This window comes from Macrococcus capreoli (assembly GCF_025628935.1).
GTDB lineage: Bacteria > Bacillota > Bacilli > Staphylococcales > Staphylococcaceae > Macrococcoides > Macrococcoides capreoli.
This window is the reverse complement of sequence record NZ_JAOTIS010000004.1, coordinates 1-18,831: the sequence shown is the minus strand read 5'-3', so window position 1 is coordinate 18,831 and position 18,831 is coordinate 1. Positions and strand designations below refer to the sequence as shown.

The 18,831-nt window shown below is 35.1% G+C and carries 18 protein-coding genes and 1 riboswitch; of the genes, 3 read left to right on the top strand and 15 right to left on the bottom strand.

Features of this window, described 5'->3' with window-relative positions; translation table 11 throughout:
• Positions 1 to 38: 38 nt before the first annotated feature.
• From OCL94_RS03940 to OCL94_RS03925, 4 genes are all read right to left on the bottom strand, one after another.
• The gene (locus OCL94_RS03940) at positions 39 to 977 is read right to left on the bottom strand and encodes an ABC transporter permease (protein ID WP_262994820.1); all 939 of its coding nucleotides are present in this window, start codon (positions 975 to 977) and stop codon (positions 39 to 41) included.
• Positions 978 to 1,901: an ABC transporter permease gene (locus OCL94_RS03935; RefSeq protein ID WP_317618539.1), complete on the bottom strand. Its 924-nt coding sequence runs from the start codon at positions 1,899 to 1,901 to the stop codon at positions 978 to 980.
• A 134-nt stretch (positions 1,902 to 2,035) separates the two neighbouring features.
• Positions 2,036 to 2,139: riboswitch (SAM riboswitch) on the bottom strand.
• 158 nt (positions 2,140 to 2,297) lie between these two features.
• Positions 2,298 to 3,374, bottom strand: coding sequence for a butyrate kinase (gene buk / locus OCL94_RS03930; protein ID WP_262994816.1), 1,077 nt, complete (start codon positions 3,372 to 3,374; stop codon positions 2,298 to 2,300).
• The gene (locus OCL94_RS03925) at positions 3,374 to 4,201 is read right to left on the bottom strand and encodes a phosphate acyltransferase (RefSeq protein WP_262994814.1); all 828 of its coding nucleotides are present in this window, start codon (positions 4,199 to 4,201) and stop codon (positions 3,374 to 3,376) included. The genes buk and OCL94_RS03925 overlap by 1 nt, the downstream gene beginning before the upstream one ends.
• Before the next feature lie 349 nt (positions 4,202 to 4,550).
• On the opposite strand from OCL94_RS03925, the gene OCL94_RS03920 reads away from it, so the two are divergent.
• Positions 4,551 to 5,852, top strand: a complete 1,302-nt coding sequence (locus OCL94_RS03920) for a PepSY-associated TM helix domain-containing protein (protein ID WP_262994812.1) — start codon at positions 4,551 to 4,553, stop codon at positions 5,850 to 5,852.
• A 49-nt stretch (positions 5,853 to 5,901) separates the two neighbouring features.
• Here OCL94_RS03920 and OCL94_RS03915 read toward each other — a convergent pair whose 3' ends face one another.
• The 3 genes from OCL94_RS03915 to OCL94_RS03905 form a co-directional block, all read right to left on the bottom strand.
• A complete protein-coding gene (locus OCL94_RS03915; protein WP_262994810.1) occupies positions 5,902 to 6,255 on the bottom strand; it encodes a DoxX family protein in 354 nt (117 codons plus the stop codon).
• Between the two features lie 13 nt (positions 6,256 to 6,268).
• On the bottom strand, positions 6,269 to 6,757 hold the full coding sequence (locus OCL94_RS03910; protein WP_262994808.1) for a cupin domain-containing protein: 489 nt from the start codon (positions 6,755 to 6,757) through the stop codon (positions 6,269 to 6,271).
• A gap of 255 nt (positions 6,758 to 7,012) precedes the next feature.
• Positions 7,013 to 8,746: a pyruvate oxidase gene (locus OCL94_RS03905; RefSeq protein WP_262994806.1), complete on the bottom strand. Its 1,734-nt coding sequence runs from the start codon at positions 8,744 to 8,746 to the stop codon at positions 7,013 to 7,015.
• A 187-nt stretch (positions 8,747 to 8,933) separates the two neighbouring features.
• Between OCL94_RS03905 and OCL94_RS03900 the strand changes: the two genes are divergently transcribed.
• The gene (locus OCL94_RS03900) at positions 8,934 to 9,887 is read left to right on the top strand and encodes an NAD(P)-dependent oxidoreductase (protein WP_262994804.1); all 954 of its coding nucleotides are present in this window, start codon (positions 8,934 to 8,936) and stop codon (positions 9,885 to 9,887) included.
• Between the two features lie 60 nt (positions 9,888 to 9,947).
• On the opposite strand, the gene OCL94_RS03895 is transcribed toward OCL94_RS03900, so the two are convergent.
• The 3 genes from OCL94_RS03895 to OCL94_RS03885 all read right to left on the bottom strand — a co-directional run bounded on the left by OCL94_RS03895 (position 9,948) and on the right by OCL94_RS03885 (position 12,086).
• Positions 9,948 to 10,451: an LURP-one-related/scramblase family protein gene (locus tag OCL94_RS03895; RefSeq protein ID WP_262994802.1), complete on the bottom strand. Its 504-nt coding sequence runs from the start codon at positions 10,449 to 10,451 to the stop codon at positions 9,948 to 9,950.
• 87 nt (positions 10,452 to 10,538) lie between these two features.
• Positions 10,539 to 11,108 carry an alpha/beta hydrolase gene (locus OCL94_RS03890; protein WP_262994800.1) on the bottom strand — a complete coding sequence of 190 codons (570 nt, stop codon included), beginning with the start codon at positions 11,106 to 11,108 and terminating at the stop codon, positions 10,539 to 10,541.
• A gap of 18 nt (positions 11,109 to 11,126) precedes the next feature.
• Complete coding sequence (locus OCL94_RS03885) at positions 11,127 to 12,086, bottom strand: ring-cleaving dioxygenase (RefSeq protein WP_411268476.1); 960 nt, start codon at positions 12,084 to 12,086, stop codon at positions 11,127 to 11,129.
• 178 nt (positions 12,087 to 12,264) lie between these two features.
• Here OCL94_RS03885 and OCL94_RS03880 point away from each other — a divergent pair, with 178 nt between their 5' ends.
• Positions 12,265 to 13,218 (top strand): VOC family protein, encoded by a 954-nt coding sequence (locus OCL94_RS03880; protein ID WP_262994795.1) that lies wholly within the window; start codon positions 12,265 to 12,267, stop codon positions 13,216 to 13,218.
• A gap of 44 nt (positions 13,219 to 13,262) precedes the next feature.
• Here the strand turns inward: OCL94_RS03880 and abc-f are convergent, their stop codons facing one another.
• The 5 genes from abc-f to OCL94_RS03855 form a co-directional block, all read right to left on the bottom strand.
• Positions 13,263 to 14,864: a ribosomal protection-like ABC-F family protein gene (abc-f, locus tag OCL94_RS03875; protein WP_262994793.1), complete on the bottom strand. Its 1,602-nt coding sequence runs from the start codon at positions 14,862 to 14,864 to the stop codon at positions 13,263 to 13,265.
• A 185-nt stretch (positions 14,865 to 15,049) separates the two neighbouring features.
• The gene (gene brnQ, locus OCL94_RS03870) at positions 15,050 to 16,396 is read right to left on the bottom strand and encodes a branched-chain amino acid transport system II carrier protein (protein ID WP_262995108.1); all 1,347 of its coding nucleotides are present in this window, start codon (positions 16,394 to 16,396) and stop codon (positions 15,050 to 15,052) included.
• A 192-nt stretch (positions 16,397 to 16,588) separates the two neighbouring features.
• A complete protein-coding gene (locus OCL94_RS03865) occupies positions 16,589 to 17,140 on the bottom strand; it encodes a hypothetical protein (RefSeq protein WP_262994791.1) in 552 nt (183 codons plus the stop codon).
• 8 nt (positions 17,141 to 17,148) lie between these two features.
• Positions 17,149 to 17,523 carry a hypothetical protein gene (locus tag OCL94_RS03860; RefSeq protein WP_262994789.1) on the bottom strand — a complete coding sequence of 125 codons (375 nt, stop codon included), beginning with the start codon at positions 17,521 to 17,523 and terminating at the stop codon, positions 17,149 to 17,151.
• 39 nt (positions 17,524 to 17,562) lie between these two features.
• A complete protein-coding gene (locus OCL94_RS03855) occupies positions 17,563 to 18,690 on the bottom strand; it encodes a class A beta-lactamase-related serine hydrolase (RefSeq protein WP_262994787.1) in 1,128 nt (375 codons plus the stop codon).
• Between the last annotated feature and the right edge of the window lie 141 nt (positions 18,691 to 18,831).

Genomic DNA, 18,831 nt, shown 5'->3' with positions numbered 1-18,831 from the left:
GTAACACTGAGTCGCTCTACTGTCAATAATGCAGCCATTTACTTATCCCCCTTCACTTGTAAAGTGTCCTGTAAACCATCACCAATCACATTGAAGCAGAACATAATCAAAGCAATGAATAACGACGGAAAGAATAATCTCCACCATTCGCCACTCAAAATAACGCCAAGAGCATCATTTGCCATCGTTCCTAAGCTTGCTGATGGTGCTTGTATACCCAGTCCAAGGAAGCTTAAGAATGATTCAGCAAAAATGGCTGACGGAATTGTAAAAGTTAAATTCACAATAATCACACCCATGATATTCGGCAAAATATGCTGCTGGATAATCTTTAAATGAGACGTTCCTAACAACTCCGCTGCTTTTATATATTGCTCTTGTTTCAGTTGAAGTACTTGACCACGTACGATACGAGCCATACTCACCCATCCTGTTAAACTGAGCGCTATAATCATTGTCAGTAATCCTGGTTTCAATAACACAAGTAATAAAATAACGATTAATAAATACGGAATACCATAAAGGACATCGACAATTCGCATTAATATATTATCAATTGTGTCACCTAACTTACTACGACCCGCTGCATACCCAGCAATCGCCCCAACAAAGATGCCAATGATAATATCAACGAGTGCTGCAATGACACCGATAACGAGTGATATTCTTACACCTAACCAAATGCGTGTAAATACATCGCGACCAAGATCATCGGTACCAAACCAGTGTGTTCCATCTGGCGCTAAATTTGCACTAATCAAACTCTGTTTACTTCCACTTTGCCCAGAGATTACCGGACCCAAGATAGCGAGACTTATAATAGTGATTAATACGATAATACCTAGCAATGCAAGTTTATGCCCCAGGAAATCTTGTATCAATTGTTTTTGACGATTGATTGTTTTATGCGCAACAAACTCTTGATTTGCAAATTGTAACGGCTGAAATGCATCGTCATTTAATCTATTAGTATCCATTTACTGCTCCTTTCTCAGTTTAATTCTTGGGTCTATCAATCGATAACAAATATCTACTAGAAATATCATGATTAATAAGACGAAACTGTAGAATATTGTTGTCCCCATAATAACGGGATAGTCTCTGTTAAATATACTTTCGACAAAGTATTTACCGATGCCTGGAATTGCAAATACTTTCTCAATGACGAAAGTACCTGTTACAACTGATGCAAATAGCGGCCCAAGGAAAGTAACAACCGGTAAAAGTGTATTCTTAATCGCGTGCGTCCTAATAATGTATGTATACGGAAGGCCTTTTGCTTTAGCAGTTCTGATGTAATTCGAATTCAATACCTCAATCATATTACTTCTAACATACCTTGTAATGATAGCTAGTGGCCCTGTTGCTAATGCAATACTAGGTAGAATAGAGTGTTGCCATGAATCGAAATTTGCAATCGGAAACCATTGCAGTTCGACACCAAAATATTTAATTAATAACGGTGCCATGATAAAGCTTGGCACGGATATACCTAGTATCGCTAATATCAAGGCGATAAAATCTACTGTTCTATGTTTATAAATGGCGGCAATTGTTCCTAAGAAAATACCACCGATTAATGCAATAATGATCGACTGAAAGCCAAGTAATGCAGATGGATAAAAACCTGCAGCAATCATGTCATTCACGTCTTGATTATCATTTCGAATAGACGGACCTAAATCAAAAACAGCAATATTCTTCAAATAAATAAAGTATTGCTCCAATACAGGTTGATCCAAATGATATCTTGCTTTCATATTATTTAATTGTTCTTCTGATATAGCTTTCGAATCATTTGAAAACGGATCACCAGGAATAGCATGCATAATAATAAAGGTGATTGTAACGATTAACCATAATGTGATAACGAGTCTTAATGCTTTTTGTAAAACTACCATTTGTCCCTCCTGTAACATTCTAAATTCAACGCTTTTTTTATTAACTAGCTTTCTAACACTAACTATTCTGCAATTAAATAAATAAAAAAATTCCTGTAGACAAGAGCAAGTCTACAGGAATTCACCTTAAGTTTGTCTCATCTTTACAACGTATGTTGCAGGAATTGGCACAGTTTCCCTAAAGGGTTCTGTTGCCGAGGTTTCATTGGGCCTGTCCCTCCACCTCTCTGGATAAGAAAATATTTATTTAATTGATTAATATTATGATAAATTGTTAATAGTTTGTCAACAACATTTCCAAAATTTATATATATTATTATATTTGTATATATATTATTTAAATATAACTCAATAATTATTTATCGATAATTTTTATAGTTCACAAAACATAAAATGTTACATATATATTTTGGCTTGTTCTTCGGCTTTCAATACGCGCATGACACCTTCGTATAATGCTTGTAATTCTTCTTCTCCTGCCATTACTTTAACTTCGGCGATCCAATCCACATGCGATTTAATAAAATCTGTTACATATTTCGAATGGCTTACTCCACCCGTTAATATAATATAATCCACATTACCTTTTAGCACGGCCGCCATTTCTGCAATGCTTTTTGAGATTTGATAGCACATACCATCGAAATACTTTTTCGATTCTGCTTCTCCATTTAAAGCTTTCTGTTCAATCGTCTTAATATCTATTTCACCTAAATACGACTTCATACCACCTTCTCCGGCAAGTATAGATTTCACTTGTGCAATATTTAACTGCTCGTTAATAATCAACTTCGCAAAATCAATTAACGGTAATCCACCTGTTCTTTCAGGTGAATACGGACCTTCACCGTCAAATGCATTAACACAATCAATAACGCGTCCTGCCTTATGTGCACCAATAGAAATACCACCCCCGATATGTGTCACAATGACATTCGACGCACAATAATCTTTACCTTCTGCCTGCAATACTTTTCTAGCAACTGCTTTTTGGTTCAATGCATGAAATACACTTCGGCGCTCAATACCTTGATATCCACTAATTCTCGCAATATCCGAAAACTCATCTACAACCACAGGATCTACAGTATACGCTTTAACACCATATTCCTTAGCAATATCATTTGCAATAATTGCGCCTAAATTAGAAGCGTGCATACCATACTTTCCTGAACGTAAATCATTTATCATTGCATCATTAACAATATACGTACCGCCGATTATAGATTTCATTAATCCACCACGAGCCACGACAGCTGCTAAATCACCAGGATAAATTTGATTAAATGCCAGAAAGTCTCTTAATCGTGTTGCTCTTAATTCAATTTGATCCATTACTGTGTCATATTGTGCAATTTCATCTACAGTGTACCTAAAGATACTTTCATCTACACATTGATTACTACAATATAAAGCCACTTTACTAGACGTTGATCCTGGATTAATAACTAATATATATTTACCATCCATCATTAACCCCTCACTTGTTGTAATGCAAATTCTAATGCATACAATTTACTTTCAGTAGAATCACTTCTGGACGTTAACACAATCGGTACTTTTGCACCGACAATTGTTCCACCAATAACCGCTTTGCCAATGACTGCAAATGATTTATACAATACATTGCCAACATCAATTGAAGGAACAACCAATACATCCGCTTCACCTGCAACAGCACTAATATACCCTTTGTGGTTCACTGCCTCTTTTGAAATAGCTAAATCTAATGAAATCGGACCCACTACAATTGCATCATTATTCCCTTCATACAGTTTAGCTACATCATGCGCTAATACTGATGAAGGCATTTTAGGATTATACGATTCTGCTGAGCTGAGCAATGCTACTTTAGGACATTCAATACCGATACGATGACAAACATCGATTGCATTGTTCGTAATTTGTTTCAATTGCTCAGTATTTGGATTTATATTCATTGCTGCATCTGTCAGTAATAACGGCTTATTTCCCGGTAAATTAACCAATGCGACGTGAGATAATACAGATTGTCCACGTAGATTATGTTCTTTTTGAAGCACCTCTTTTAATACGGTGCGCGTTTCAACAATGCCTTTCATTAATACTTGCGCTTCACCTCTCGCTGCCATTGTTACAGCTTGCTTTACACTATGTTCATCAGTTTCACATTGTTCGTATATCCATACATCAGAATTACCGATATTTTCTTTCGTATCAAAGACAAAGAAAGATACGACATCTTTATATAATTGTTTCGCTTTAGTAACGACTTCGAGTATTTCAGGACGAGATCCACCTGGAATTGCAATTTTAATCATTTTAATACCTCTCTAAATTATAACCTAGTACTAAGACTAGATAATATTTTTTATTGATAGTATTTTCTCATATTCCAATTTAGATGTAAAGTAAAGGTAAGTATTCATTTAAATGCTTTACGATTATATACTCGAAGATGTTCAGCGATATAACATTTAATATATATAACATTTTCGTTAAATAACAGGAATGCCATTCCAAATTTAGATTCATATATTACTCAATATAACCATATATATACACAAAATTTTCATATTTCTGACCTATATTTTTCACAAATTATCCACTAATTCACAAATTTTCTATGCTATCATTTATTACATCTTGCGAATTAATGGGGGAAAGTTTGTGAAAAAGTATTTTAATAATGTATTTTGGAGATGGCATTTTTACGCCGCGATATTCATTACACCATTACTCATCACTTTAAGCATTTCAGGTATTATGTATTTATTCTATCCTGAAGTTGAAAACAAAATGAATCACGATTTATTATTCGAGCAAACAAACAAGCCTGAACAATCTTTAAATAACGGTATTGATGATATTCTAAAAAAACATCCAGGTTACCATGTTATGAAGATTAGTTTCTTAAAAGGCGATTACAACACGCGCGTTTCAATTATGGGACCTAACGATGCGTCAAAAGTCGTTTATTTAGATCATCATAATCAAGTGAAAGGCGAAATTGAACCTTCAAAGTTATTTTCAAATTTCTCACGTGAACTACATTCTAATCTTTTAACTGGCAATACGTTTATCAACTATTTAGTTGAGCTTGCTGCTTGCTGGACAATCTTTTTAATTATTACCGGTCTATTTATGACATTCTTCCGTAAATACATAACGAACAGTGCATCAAAGATTAAACGTAAGAATCAAGCGAAATTTCACGCTGTACTTGGAACACTATTAAGTATTCCACTACTTCTCATCGTGTTAACAGGATTACCTTGGTCAGGATTTATGGGTGATAAGATTTATAACTTCGCTGTGAATAATGCTTTAGTTGGTTATCCTGAATCAGTCAAAACACCGCCTGTGTCAAACAATGAAATTGCGTGGGCAACGCGTGGTGAACATACTGATTCTAAATCACATGAAGGCAATCGTTTACCGATTACAAAGATTAATGAAATTGCGAAAGAAGAAGGATTTAAGAAGCCATATAGTATTACAGTACCAATGGATGACAAAGGGACATATGTATTATCGAAAGCAGCTGGTACTGGAGTAACTGGATTAGATGCAAATCCGCTTGAAGAACGTACGATTCATTTAGATCAGTATTCAGGTATGAAGCTCGCAATTTATGACTTTAATGATTATGGACCATTAGCGAAATTCATCGCAGTGGGTATTCCTTTACATGAAGGGAATCTATTTGGATTAGCGAATAAGATTGTTAACTTATTATTCCTTGTCGGATTATTAGTCTTAACTTTCTTTGGTATTAAAATTTACTTCATGCGTAAACAAAAAGGGAAACTATCAACTCCAAAAGCACAACCTTATATGAAATATACTTGGTTCTTTGCAGCGCTCTTAATTATGATGGGTATATTAATGCCGTTATTTGGTGTATCACTCATTATCATTGCACTGATTGAGATTATACTTCTGCTTACGAAAAAGAAATATGCAATTTAAAAAAGCTAAAGGATGAGCATTTTCATCCTTTAGCTTTTTCAGTTATCTGTTATAATGACTTAATCATTTTCATTAAAACAAACTGTAATGGTAATCTGCCATAGAGCACTGACTTACGTAACTGTTTATCCCCTAACGGCAGTTCTTTTCTTGCCATGTAAATATTCGCAGGAAATACACCCAGCAAGAAAAGATTAATTAATTGCTTTACACGATCACTCGGTTTCTTAAATACTAAATATATCCCCATCACTATCTCCATTACCCCGGAAATATAAACAATTTCTTTTTTAAACGGCAAATAATGAGGTACAATCTTTCTGAAATTTGGTTCTCTCGTGAAATGTAACACACCCGCAGTCGCAAATCCTAATCCAAGTAATACACGCGCTATCGTCTTCATAACATTATCTCCTTTATCTTTTTTCAATTGTCGTTAAAGCATATTTATCAATAACTGACACTAAATGTGGGTATTCTTTCTTTAATTCATCTTTTGTAAATAACTCAAAGCCTTCAAACGTAAATCCTGGTGAAACCATACATCCAACAAAACTCCAGGCATTTTCATCTTCAACGCTAGATGCGAAGATTGTATTCTTTGGTACTAGAAATTGAGGGACTTCACCATTCTCTACATCTAATCCTAGTTTGACAGCTTCATATTGACCATTCGGATGAATCATATGTACTGTGAGTGAGTCGCCACCTTGATAGTACCATAACTCATCTGAATCAATTCTATGAAAGTGCGAAATATTCCCCGCTTCCAGTAAGAAATAAATGCTCGTATATAACAAACGTCCATTGTGTGTTGTTTCAGATGATTTATATGTTTCATAGTAATACCCACCTTCAGGGTGTGGCTGTAAATTGAGCTTTCTAATAATCTGTTCTTTATTCATTTATTATCTCCTTAACTAATAATTTTATACCACATCTCGGTGCTATTTTATCATGCTCCCATCTTTCATATAATAACATTTGATACGCTTCATAGGCAGATGCACCATATATTTTATCTGTACCATAAACATATAAGGGCGGTATACTTTCCTTTGGTCATTTTATTAATCTCCTCAAATAGACGTTACAACAATCAAAAATGAGACAACCAACTTGTGTTGATTGTCTCTATTTTACAACTTTTATTTTCTCTATTAGAAGAAACGTCTCATAATTGTTTTTAATGGTGGCATTTTTTCTAATTTATTCTCTTCCAATAATGAGCGTAATTCAAATTTCGCATAGCCTAATGCTTCATCCCAGACGATTTGTCCAGGGAGTGGTGCAGCATCTGGATCTACATACGCATTGATAATCACAGGTTTCTTAACATCTTTTGCATGTCTGAATGCACCGGCAAGTTCTTCAGGCTTAGTAACAGTGATACCTACTCCACCACAACTTTCGGCGAACTTAGCAAAGTCAATATCACCAAAGTCAATCGCATATTCTAATTCACCGGCAGCTTGTTGTTCGTATTTAATAAACGATAATTGTTTATTATTTAATACCACAACAATCATCGGAAGATTATGATACACAGCCGTTGAGAAATCCTGCATTACCATCGCCATCGCACCATCTCCAGTAATTGCAATCGCTTCACGATCTGGATAAGCGATTTTACTAGCAATTGCGCCAGGTAATGCACAACCCATTGTTCCTAACCAAGGAGAAGTTAAGAAACGGTTATTATGATCTAATCTTAAATAACGTGTACCCCAAACAGTTGAAGTTCCTACGTCAATAGAGAATACAGCATCATCATCAGCAATCTTCTCAATTTCAGCCATGATACGCTCTGGACGTAATGGTATACTGTTATTTTCTCTATCTTCATCTAACCAACTATTCCACTGTTCCATATTTTCTTTACATGCTTCAAGGAATGGACGCTCCTTGACAGCAGGCAATTGCTCATTTAATCCAGTTAAGATTTCTTTCGCATCACCGATTAACGGAACTGTTACTTTATGTCGTGATCCAATATTGTCAGGATTATTATCTATCTGAATGCATGGCACATCTTCATCAGGTAAGTAATCAACATAAGGGAAGTTTGTCCCTATCATGATTAATAAATCTGCTTCTTTACTTGCTTCAAATGCTGCTTTCGTACCAATTTTACCTAAGTTACCTAACATATTAGGATGCGTATCAGGAATTAATCCTTTAGCCGGTAAAGTAACAATTGAGGGTAATTTCGCATGTTCAATAAACTTCACAAGAATATCTTTAGCATTCTTCACACCCGTACCAGCAAGCACAACCGGTTTCTCACTTTGTTCAATTAACTTAATTGCTTCAACTATTTGAGCGTTGTCAATTGCTGTTGTGTGAGCTGGTGACACAACTGGCTCAGTCGTTGTATTATCTTCAATTTTGGTTTTTAATAAATTACCTGGAATAGAAAGCACAGCAACACCTTTTTTGTCGTATGCTGTTTGAATAGCTTCATTAACGACTTCATATACGTTTTCAGCTTGATCTAATTGCTTATTATAGACTGCTACATCTTCAAACATTGCTGTTAAGTTTAATTCCTGAAAGTATTTCGTACCTAAAACATTGGTGTTGGCCTGACCCACGAGCACGAGTTGCGGAACATTATCCATTTTGGCATCATACATACCATTTAATAAATGAATAGCACCAGGACCACCGATTGCGATTGAAACTGCAATCTTACCGGTTAATTTTGTATAATTTGTTGCAGCGAGCGAAGCCACTTCTTCATGACGTACATTATAGAATTTAATTTCTTCTTCAGCTGTTTTTAATGCATCAATTACTGTATCTATTGTATCTCCGGGGATTCCATAGACATGGTCAATCTCCCAATTTCTAAGCGCTTTTACTAGTGCGTGACTTGCTTTAATTTTAGACATTATTTTTCACTGTCCCTTCAAATAATTATTTCATAATTTCATACATTACTCTCTACCCTGAGAATAAAATCATAATCAATTTCAAATAATACTAATACATTTAGATTACACAATCTGTGCGAATCGAAAAGATTATTGATAAAATGGATATGATAAAAATATTAACTAACATGCAGGAGGTATTAATATGAAGGTACTTGTGGCTGGAGAAATACCAGAAAAAGGACTCGCTTTTTTAAAAGAAAAATTTGAAATTGTCGACGTATTCGAAGGAGAAACATTAATCACTAAAGATGAATTGATTCAACGTATCCAAGATAAAGATGCATTAATCAGCTTACTATCTACAAATGTTGATAAAGAAGTCATCGATGCTGCACCCAACTTAAAGATTATTGCTAACTATGGTGCTGGATTCAATAATATTGACAGTGAATATGCCCGCTCAAAAAATATCGATGTGACAAACACACCGAAAGCATCAACAAACGCTACGGCTGATCTTACATTTGCAATACTACTAGCAGCAGCGCGTCGCGTCGTTGAAGGTGATAAAGTATGTCGTACAACTGGCTTCAATGGCTGGGCACCATTATTCTTCCGTGGCCGTGAAGTATCAGGAAAGACAATCGGTATTATCGGTTTAGGAGAAATCGGTCAAGCAGTTGCGAGACGTGCGAAAGGCTTCGATATGAATATTCTATATACAGGTCCTAATCGTCATGAAGACCGTGAAGCTGACACTGGTGCAAAGTATGTAACACTTGAGGCATTACTACAACAGGCAGACTTTATCACAATTAACGCGAGCTACAATCCATCAATGAAACATATGATTGATAAAGCGCAAATTGAAATGATGAAACCAACAGCTTACCTTGTTAATGCATCACGTGGGCCGGTCGTGCATGAAGCAGCACTGGCAGATGCACTGGAAGCGAAAGTCATTGAAGGTGCAGCTTTAGATGTATTTGAGTTTGAACCTGAAATTAATGAGAAGCTTAAAAAATTAGACAATGTCGTGATTACACCGCATATCGGGAATGCAACCTTTGAAGCGCGTGATATGATGGCGGATATCGTAACACAAAATGTGTTTAAAAAGTTAAATAACGAAGCACCGGATTATATAGTGAATTAGCTTTAACAATCAAAAGAGGAAACCTCCATCAAGCAGGTTTCCTCTTTTGCATTATATTCATTAAAAGTTTGCCGACGCCGCAGCTGTACTGCTAGTTTGCATATCCGTATGAATCGCCATCACTACAGCAATCACATGTGCAACATTAGCACGGTCATCAATAATATCAATACCGAATGTATCTGTCCATGAGAAGAATTTTTTACTGATTTCAGCAACAAGTCTGCCATTACCGTCTTCAATTACATACTCGTAATTTAGAAAATTACCACGTACAATCCAGTCCTCACCTTGAATGATGAACGTCGGTCTAAATGACAACATTTTCTTACGAATCGTCATCGTTTCATAACCATTTACCAGTACATCCATTGTTGTAGAAAACGCTGCTACACGTTGTTTAATAAATGCTAATTCATTGCCATTTCCATCAAGAATTCTCAGCTTTCTTCTACCTAATAAATCAAACTGTCCTTTAGCTGTGTAAACTACTTCATCACGTTCATTCATAATTGAAAAATCTTGCGTCCAGGATAAAATCTTTTTCTTTGCATAAAGTCTCATTACTTTACAGCTCCCATTCCAAATATTTACTTACATTATAAACCTTTTTAGAACAGGATAACAAATTACAACAATAAAGTGATTTGACTACAACACTCTTTTTAATTCATCCAATTCTTTCTGAGTAATCTCATGCCCACCATCAAACAGCATAAAATTCACATCATCAAATGCTGATTTAAACTGTAGTTCTAATTGCTTTGCTTGGCCTGGTGGGACCATATAATCATTTGCACCTGCAGTGATATACACTTTCGTATCACGTTTCGCGTTTGTTACATCATATTTCAAATCTGACGGATGCATTAATACTGCCGCATCCATTTCAAAGCCATTCTCTAAGAATCCAACGATAAAGTTCGCGCCATTTGAATAACCTAGGAAAGTGATCTTGTCATAATTTAAATCCAATCCGTTGAGTACTTCTGTCACACGTCCTACTGCATCATTATATGCATTACGATCCATCTCACCATTGACTAAAGGTGGGAAGAAACGGCGACTCATCGAGCTACCACTATCTCCTTCAAAGCTTAATACATCAGCACCAGGAAATAATGCTCCTGCTAATCCTAATAATTGATATTCATTGCCACCTGTCCCGTGGAACAATACGACTAATTCGTTTGCGTCATTCTTTTGATAAAAGTAGTTCATGATAGACCTCCATTCGTTTTATTTACTTCTTACTGTATCGATATGTCTTACAACAGATTCAATATGCTCACGTTGTCCTTCTAAGAATGGTGGTAATGATAATTTCTCACCTAAAGTTTCATAAGGTTCATCCCCCATAAATCCAGGGCCGTCTGTCGCGATTTCAAATAGAATCGGCATTGCAAGTCTAGCATATAATGATTTGAAGAAGAAACGATCGACAAATCCTGAGTTTGGTAAGTTATAAGATTCTAAACGTTCAATCCACGCTCTCAGTTCTGCTTCATCAGGCACTCGGAAAGCCACATGGTGAATCGTACCGAATCCTTGATATGCTGTTGTACTGTTTGTGTCGTCCACGATAATCACTGACGCACCGTTACCACCTTCACCTGTTTCAAATAAATGATAGTTCCCTTCAGCTTGCGTTTCTTTAAATAAGTAAACCGTTTCAAACGCTGATTTAAACGCTGTAAATTGATTAACTGTAATAAACACTGGTCCTAATCCGTAAATTCCGTATTCTTCAGGTACAGGACCATTCTTCCACGCTACACCTGGTGCTACACCATGATCGTTCTCATCTGAAATAATTTGATATAATTGTCCATCAAAGTCTTCGAAAGGTAAGATTTTTCTACCAAACATCTCTTGAATACCGTCATGTTTCACGTTAAACGTTTCAAATCTTTCTAAGAAATATTCAACTGCTTTATCATTTGGCACTCTAAATGATGTTCTTGCAATTTCATTTGTACCATGTTGACCTTTCGAAACACCTTTAAAGTCGAAGAACGTCATATCCGTTCCAGCGTTACCTTCGTCATCTGCAAAGAATAAATGATATGTGTTGATATCATCTTGATTGACTGTTTTCTTTACAAGTCTCATCCCTAACACTTCATTAAAGAAGTCATAGATTTTCTCCGCGCTACTTGTGATTGCTGTTACGTGATGGATACCTGTTAATTGTTTAATTTCGTTCATAATGATTCACTCCTCTTCTTTAATAATTATCCGATACTCAATATCTTTTCATCATCGATATAATTATTATACTTGGTACAATTAATATACTCTTTAATTTTATATTTTGCAACACTTTATGTTTAACGTCATAATAAGCTTAATAAACTAAAAGAAAAAGGTGAGCGCAATGACGATTATCCACCATGTATCGATTGTTAATCGTAACGGTAAAAATGCATTTGAATTCTATCGAAATATTCTCGGATTAGACTTACTCATGAAAACAGTAAATCAAGATGATAACAGAATGTATCATTTATTCTTTGGAGATAAGACAGGGAGGCCTGGAACGGAAGTAACTATCTTTGAAATTACAGAAGGCATTGATAAACAGTTTGGTACAAACGATATTGATCGATTAGTATTTAAAGTACAATCTACAGACACTCTCAAATACTTTATGCAACGCTTTGATGAATTTGGTGTATGCCATTATGGATTGGAACACTATGCAGGTAGAGACATCGTTAGATTCGAAGGACCTGATGATACAAATCTAGGACTTGTTGTGATGCATGAGGATGAAGATTTAAGTAGCTATGCGATACCCGTTCATACAGATATCCCAGAAGCACATCGTATTATCGCATTAGATTCAGTCCATGTAAGAACACGATTCAGCGAAGCGACTGTAAAAGAAATTAACCGCTACTTTGACTTTGAAATCGCTGGTAAGACGCAACTCTTTGATACAAAGCTTCAAGTAACGATTATGTCTAATCAGAATAATAAAGATCATCATGAAATCCACGTCATTCATGACAATACATCACAAGATAGTATCTCAGGAATCGGATCAATTCATCACGTTGCAATGTCAGCTAAAAGCTTAAATGCATTGCAACAACTTGAAGAAGATTTGAATAATAGAAATATCTTAAATTCCCGTATTAAGAATCGTGAATTCTTCCAGTCTTTATATTATAGAGACCCGAATAATATATTAATTGAAGTTGCGACGATGGAAGGTGCGAAACCCGAACAACCGAACAAAGAAAGCAAAGACTTTAATGCGATACCCCTTGTGTTACCTGAATACTTAGAACCAAAACGAGCTGAGATTGAAGCGCGTTTATCATAAAAAATGAGGTTGCGATATGTTGTAGATATCGCAACCTCATATTATTACTCCAACTCATCTATACTTTGTAACTGTTGTTTCAAAGTTTCGGTATCTATCGTTTGCTCAACTGTCGTCTTAGAATCTATTAATTGTTTATCTTGAATGGTCAACGTACGTGTTTTAATCATGTCACTAAAATATTTATCGTGGCTGACAAATAATACTGTCCCTTTATATTGTTGAATTAAATTACTAATAACGTCCTGCATTTCAATATCAAAGTAGTTCGTCGGTTCATCTAAGATAAGTAAATGTGCTTTTGAAAAATAGAGTTTCACAAAAGATAGTCGGCATTTCTCTCCCATCGATAAATCCTGAACATAATCATCCATTCGTGATGCATCAAATCGAAATGCTGCGAGTATTGTGCGTGCTTGCGTCACATCAATATCCAGTGTCGTAATTTCTTCAAGCACTGTGTTGGTTAATGTTAAGTTCTCAAGCTTTTGAGAGAAGTATCCTATTTCAAGTGTTGACGGCATTTTTATTTCTCCGTGTTGGAGCGGTATTTCCCCTAGTATTAATTTGAGTAACGTTGATTTACCAGAACCATTCTTCCCATGAATTTGAACGACTTCACCTTGTTCTAATGAAAATGAAACGTATTTAAACAATGTTTCTTGAAATGTATGACTGACATCAATGCACTGCAATATATATTTGTTATTAATTTCGCTTGTCTCTATATCATATTCAGTACGCACAGCTTTCTCTACTTTTCCTTGAAAGTTCGCCATCTCATGATTCATTCTGGATTCTCGTGCCTTCATGCGCTTCGCCATTTTAGCCAGTTTCTTTTGTTCAGAAGGATCACGTACTCCTGCTTTATGATTCATTTCATGATGCCATTCTTTCATCTCTTGAATCATTTGCTTCATACGTTTCTTTTCTTTCTGTTCTTTCTCAACAAGCGCCGTATTTGTCTTCTCTTCTAAATCAATTTGTGCTTTATAGTCATCGTATTTCATGTGAAACTTTCTCAGTCCATCACGTGTTAATTCTAATATATAATCAGCTGTTTCATTAATAAAAGCTCTATCATGACTCGCATAAAGAATCGTGAAATCGTTATGTTGCATCCACTTCATGAGCCATTGTTTCGTTTCATCATCAATATGATTCGTTGGTTCATCAAAGATAAACTTCGTCTTGCCTGATAATATTAAACGTATTAAAGAAATCTTTGTCTGTTCTCCTCCTGATAAAGTCACTATATTTCTGTCCGCATCACTTTCTGAAAGATTGAACTTCTGTATCATCGTAATAATTTCAGACTCAAATGTAAATCCGTCTTTGTCTAAGTACTCACTCATTGCATCCATATCAGTATATAACTTCTGCTTTAAGCCATATAAATCCCCTCTACCTTGCATAATATAATCGAGTACTGTCATAACTGTATGATCTTTAATATTAGTTACACTGATTTGTTGTTCCAGTAGTCCAATTTCATTATCTTGCTGCATGAGTTTGTTTAGTATTGTCGTCTTACCTATCCCATTATTTCCTAGTAATACAACATGACGCCCTTGTTCTATTTCAAAGTGTAAATCTTCAAATAATAACTTCTCTCCTGCATAAATATCTGTTCTGTTTAATCTCATAGACTCACCCCATAAAAAAATGTATCCCACACAACGTTTGGGATACACAAAATAAGCCTATATACGATAGGCATACAATATGTAGACAGACTCATCCCGATAACTCAAACGTTGTGCAATTTAGTTTGCGCGTTTTCATTATCGAATGATCATCTCTAAATATTGATGCCTCCTTTAATATTTGTTTATATTCTAACAGGTTTCTTTAATTTGTACAAAACAAATCCAATCACAAACCCAATCAATGCCGGCAATACCCAAGCCATACCAATATCAGAGAATGGTAAATACTTTTCCCCGAATGAAGCGAGACCTTTTCCAAATCCTGATTGTGAAAGGAATGCCGGGCTTGCTTTCACACCATCGATAAGTGCAGCAATCATCGTTACAAATGTTGTCCATTGGTATACTGTTTTAGAATTGTTGAACAGACCACTTACTAGCGTTAATAAAATTAATGTTATTGCCAAAGGATATAAGAACATTAATACAGGAATTGAGTATTCAATAATCTTTGTTAATCCGACGTTTGCTAACGTAAATGAAACGATACTTACGATTGTCGCAATCATTAAATAACTACGCTTCGGAAATAACTCATTAAACGTTTCAGAGAATGCTGTAATTAAACCAATCGCCGTCTTTAAACATGCAACGATAATGATGAGTGATAATAAGATAATACCGTAATTCCCCAGGTAATATTGCGCGACTTGTGCAAGTGCAATACCCCCATTCTCACTCACTTTAAATTGACCTAAACTCATTGTCCCCATAACAGCAAGCAATGTATAGATCAATGCCATCAATAACACACTAATAAATCCAGATTTAATTGTCTCTTTCGCAATTTGATTCGGACTCGTAATGCCCATCTTCTTGATTGTCGTTACAATGATAATACCGAAAGCTAATGATGCCAATGCATCTAACGTATTATAGCCATCGATGAAACCTTTGAGCAAAGCACCTTTCTGATAATCTGGCTGTATAGGTGCGTCTAACCCACCCATTGGTTTAATAAATGCTAATAAGAATAATACACCTAATAAGAATAAAAATAACGGATTCAAAAACTTTCCAATATAATCTAAAATCTTTGACGGCTTTCTTGCAAAGAACCACGCCACCACAAAGAATAATAAACTAAAAATAAATAAATATAACCTTACACTTTCTTTAGCGATAAACGGTGTAAACGCAATTTCAAATGATGTCGTTGCAAGTCTCGGTAATGCAAATAACGGACCGATCACTAAATATAATGCAATCGTGAAAAAGTATGCATAAGACTTATTTACACGTGAAGCCACTTCGAATAAACCATTTGTTTTGGAAATACCGATAGCGATGATGCCTAAGAACGGTAATCCAATTGCTGTGATTAAAAACCCTAAATTTGTAATAAAGACATTTGACCCACTTGTTTGTCCGAAGTGAATTGGAAAAATTAAGTTTCCAGCTCCAAAGAACAATCCGAATAACATAGAACCGATAAATAAATTTTCTTTCAGTGAGAGTTTTTTCTCCATCTCCATCGTATTTCCTCCTTCATTTTTAATTGTTTGAAATTTCAATAAACTTATGAGATTTTTACATTATAGCATTGATATAACGGGCTGTGTACAAAAAATATAAAGTTTAAGAGATATTTTTCATTCTCTTAAACTTTATACATTAATGGGTATATTTATAATATAAAATCATAATATTATGCATACCATTTACTTAGCTTTCACAGAAACGACTCCGTTCTTAATATGAACAGTATCTCCTTTATTTACAGCGTCATACACTTCTTTTGATACAACATATAATCTTCTAACGCCGTTATGCTGTACTTCAATCGTATAGGCTTGTTCACGCAACAATTGCTGCTTAATAATGTTCTTCTGGTGATAAACGCTATGGGCATTACCATAGTAAACACCATAAAAGATTTGATTATTTACATACTGATTATGGGCTGTGCGATATTTCACCGGGTCTTTAAAGTTAATTCGCATCGGTCTGGCTAATGTGGCTGCTTTAGATGCATTCATACTCTGGCTTCTTATAGACGTACTATTTAAGCGAGATGTTGTATTCATTCGGCTGACTGCATTAATTCTGGAAGCATTCACTGATGCATGGGTAGACCTTGAACTTGATGAATGGCTACTACTATGACTACTATGTGAAGCATGCGAACCACCTCTAGAGCCACCCGCTTCAGCGGGTTGTGTAACAATCAACATCAAGAGCAGCATACATATGATAGATTTAATACTTTTCATATGCACACCTACTTCACAACAGATTTATTGTCGACTTTAGCATCAAATTCACCTTCATTATCAAAGATGATATAAGGGTGTCTAAAGATATGAACTTCTTTTTCTTTAATCAAAGCATATGGTTTAGCTTTTTCATCTTTAAGAATATGCTCAGTAACATTCTCAGTATCGTAACGTTTCGATTCTAATTTATTCCCATTTTTATAGCCCACTTCCATAGACATACTCTCATCATCACCATTATTTAATACTTCTGCGTATACTAAATCATATTTTTTCACACCTTCTTCATTCTCTTTAGGTGCTGTTTGTTCTTTGGTATTATCATCACAACCTGTAAGTGCTAATATCAACATGCTTAAGATTACAATTATTCGCTTCAAAATGATACACTCCTTTAATTATGAATAATTACAACGTCCTTATTCTGAATGATATTCAAATAACGATTCACGATATGCTTTATCTTCCAGCACTTTATTACGGAATAATTTAAACGCACGTTGTGCTTTATACATTTCCCACGGATTTAAATCATTTAAATAAAATGCTAATGCTTGTGTATGACCATTTTTCTTAGTCGTATAGTACACACCATTTAACAGTTTAAGCGTACTACCGCCCTTATATCCATAGTGTTGATATAAAGATTGAATATGCTGGTCACTTGTTTGTTCTAATAATGTTCTTAATATCTTTGTCTGCTCAACACCAAATTTACCACTATTAATATCGTTCATTAGTAACGCGTATGTTTTAGCAGATGCATGTGTTAAGTGATCAGACCAATAGACTTGTCTTGGTTGATCAAAGTCTTTCAATACTTTTTCCTTTGAAATCTTCCCGGTAATAAATAAATCTTTAGCACGTATGACGTGACGATATACATCGTCCTCGTCTATTCGTTGTTGTAACGCATCACTATTTAACTGACTCGCCATAACCATACCACCAATTAAAGGCTTTATTCTTTCATGGTTACCCATTTTGAGCGCATTAATTTTGTTATTAATAGCGTCTATGTTTAACCGATCAATTAAATAGTCTGTATTCGCATTAGCACTATATCGAATCATACCTTTCGCAACATCATTTAACGTGAGATGTTGCGTACCGTAAACTGATTCGAATGTTCTCTGCATCTCACTTTCACCTTCGACATCCGGTAAATCATATCGCAATACCTCTTTGTATACCACATGCTCATTCGGATTAATTTGATGATGAACGACTTGATCAGCATATTCTACTGCGATAAATACTTTCATTACACTCGCAATTGGTAATGCTTTATCACCATTAATAGCTTGTTGTATGTGACCATCTTCCATATACACAATACTTCGATTATCACCATGGATTAAATGTTTAATATCGTCCGGGGAAGGTGTTAATACTTCATATGCTAATAAGAATATGACCATCATCAACGTGCAATGCATTAATACGTGTTTTCGCTTAATGATATAGTGAATTAATACAAGTAGTGTACTTACAACTACAGTAAAAATAATCATTAACGTAAATGGATGTTGGTCTTGTAGTTGCAAAAGTGCCTACCTCTTTCATGCAATATTTGTTTACTCATAATAATAACAACTTTCTTCATACTCTTTCTCACAACAATCACATCATTATCATATAGAACTATTGTGATACATGTAAAGAAAAGTAATAACAATATGTTATTA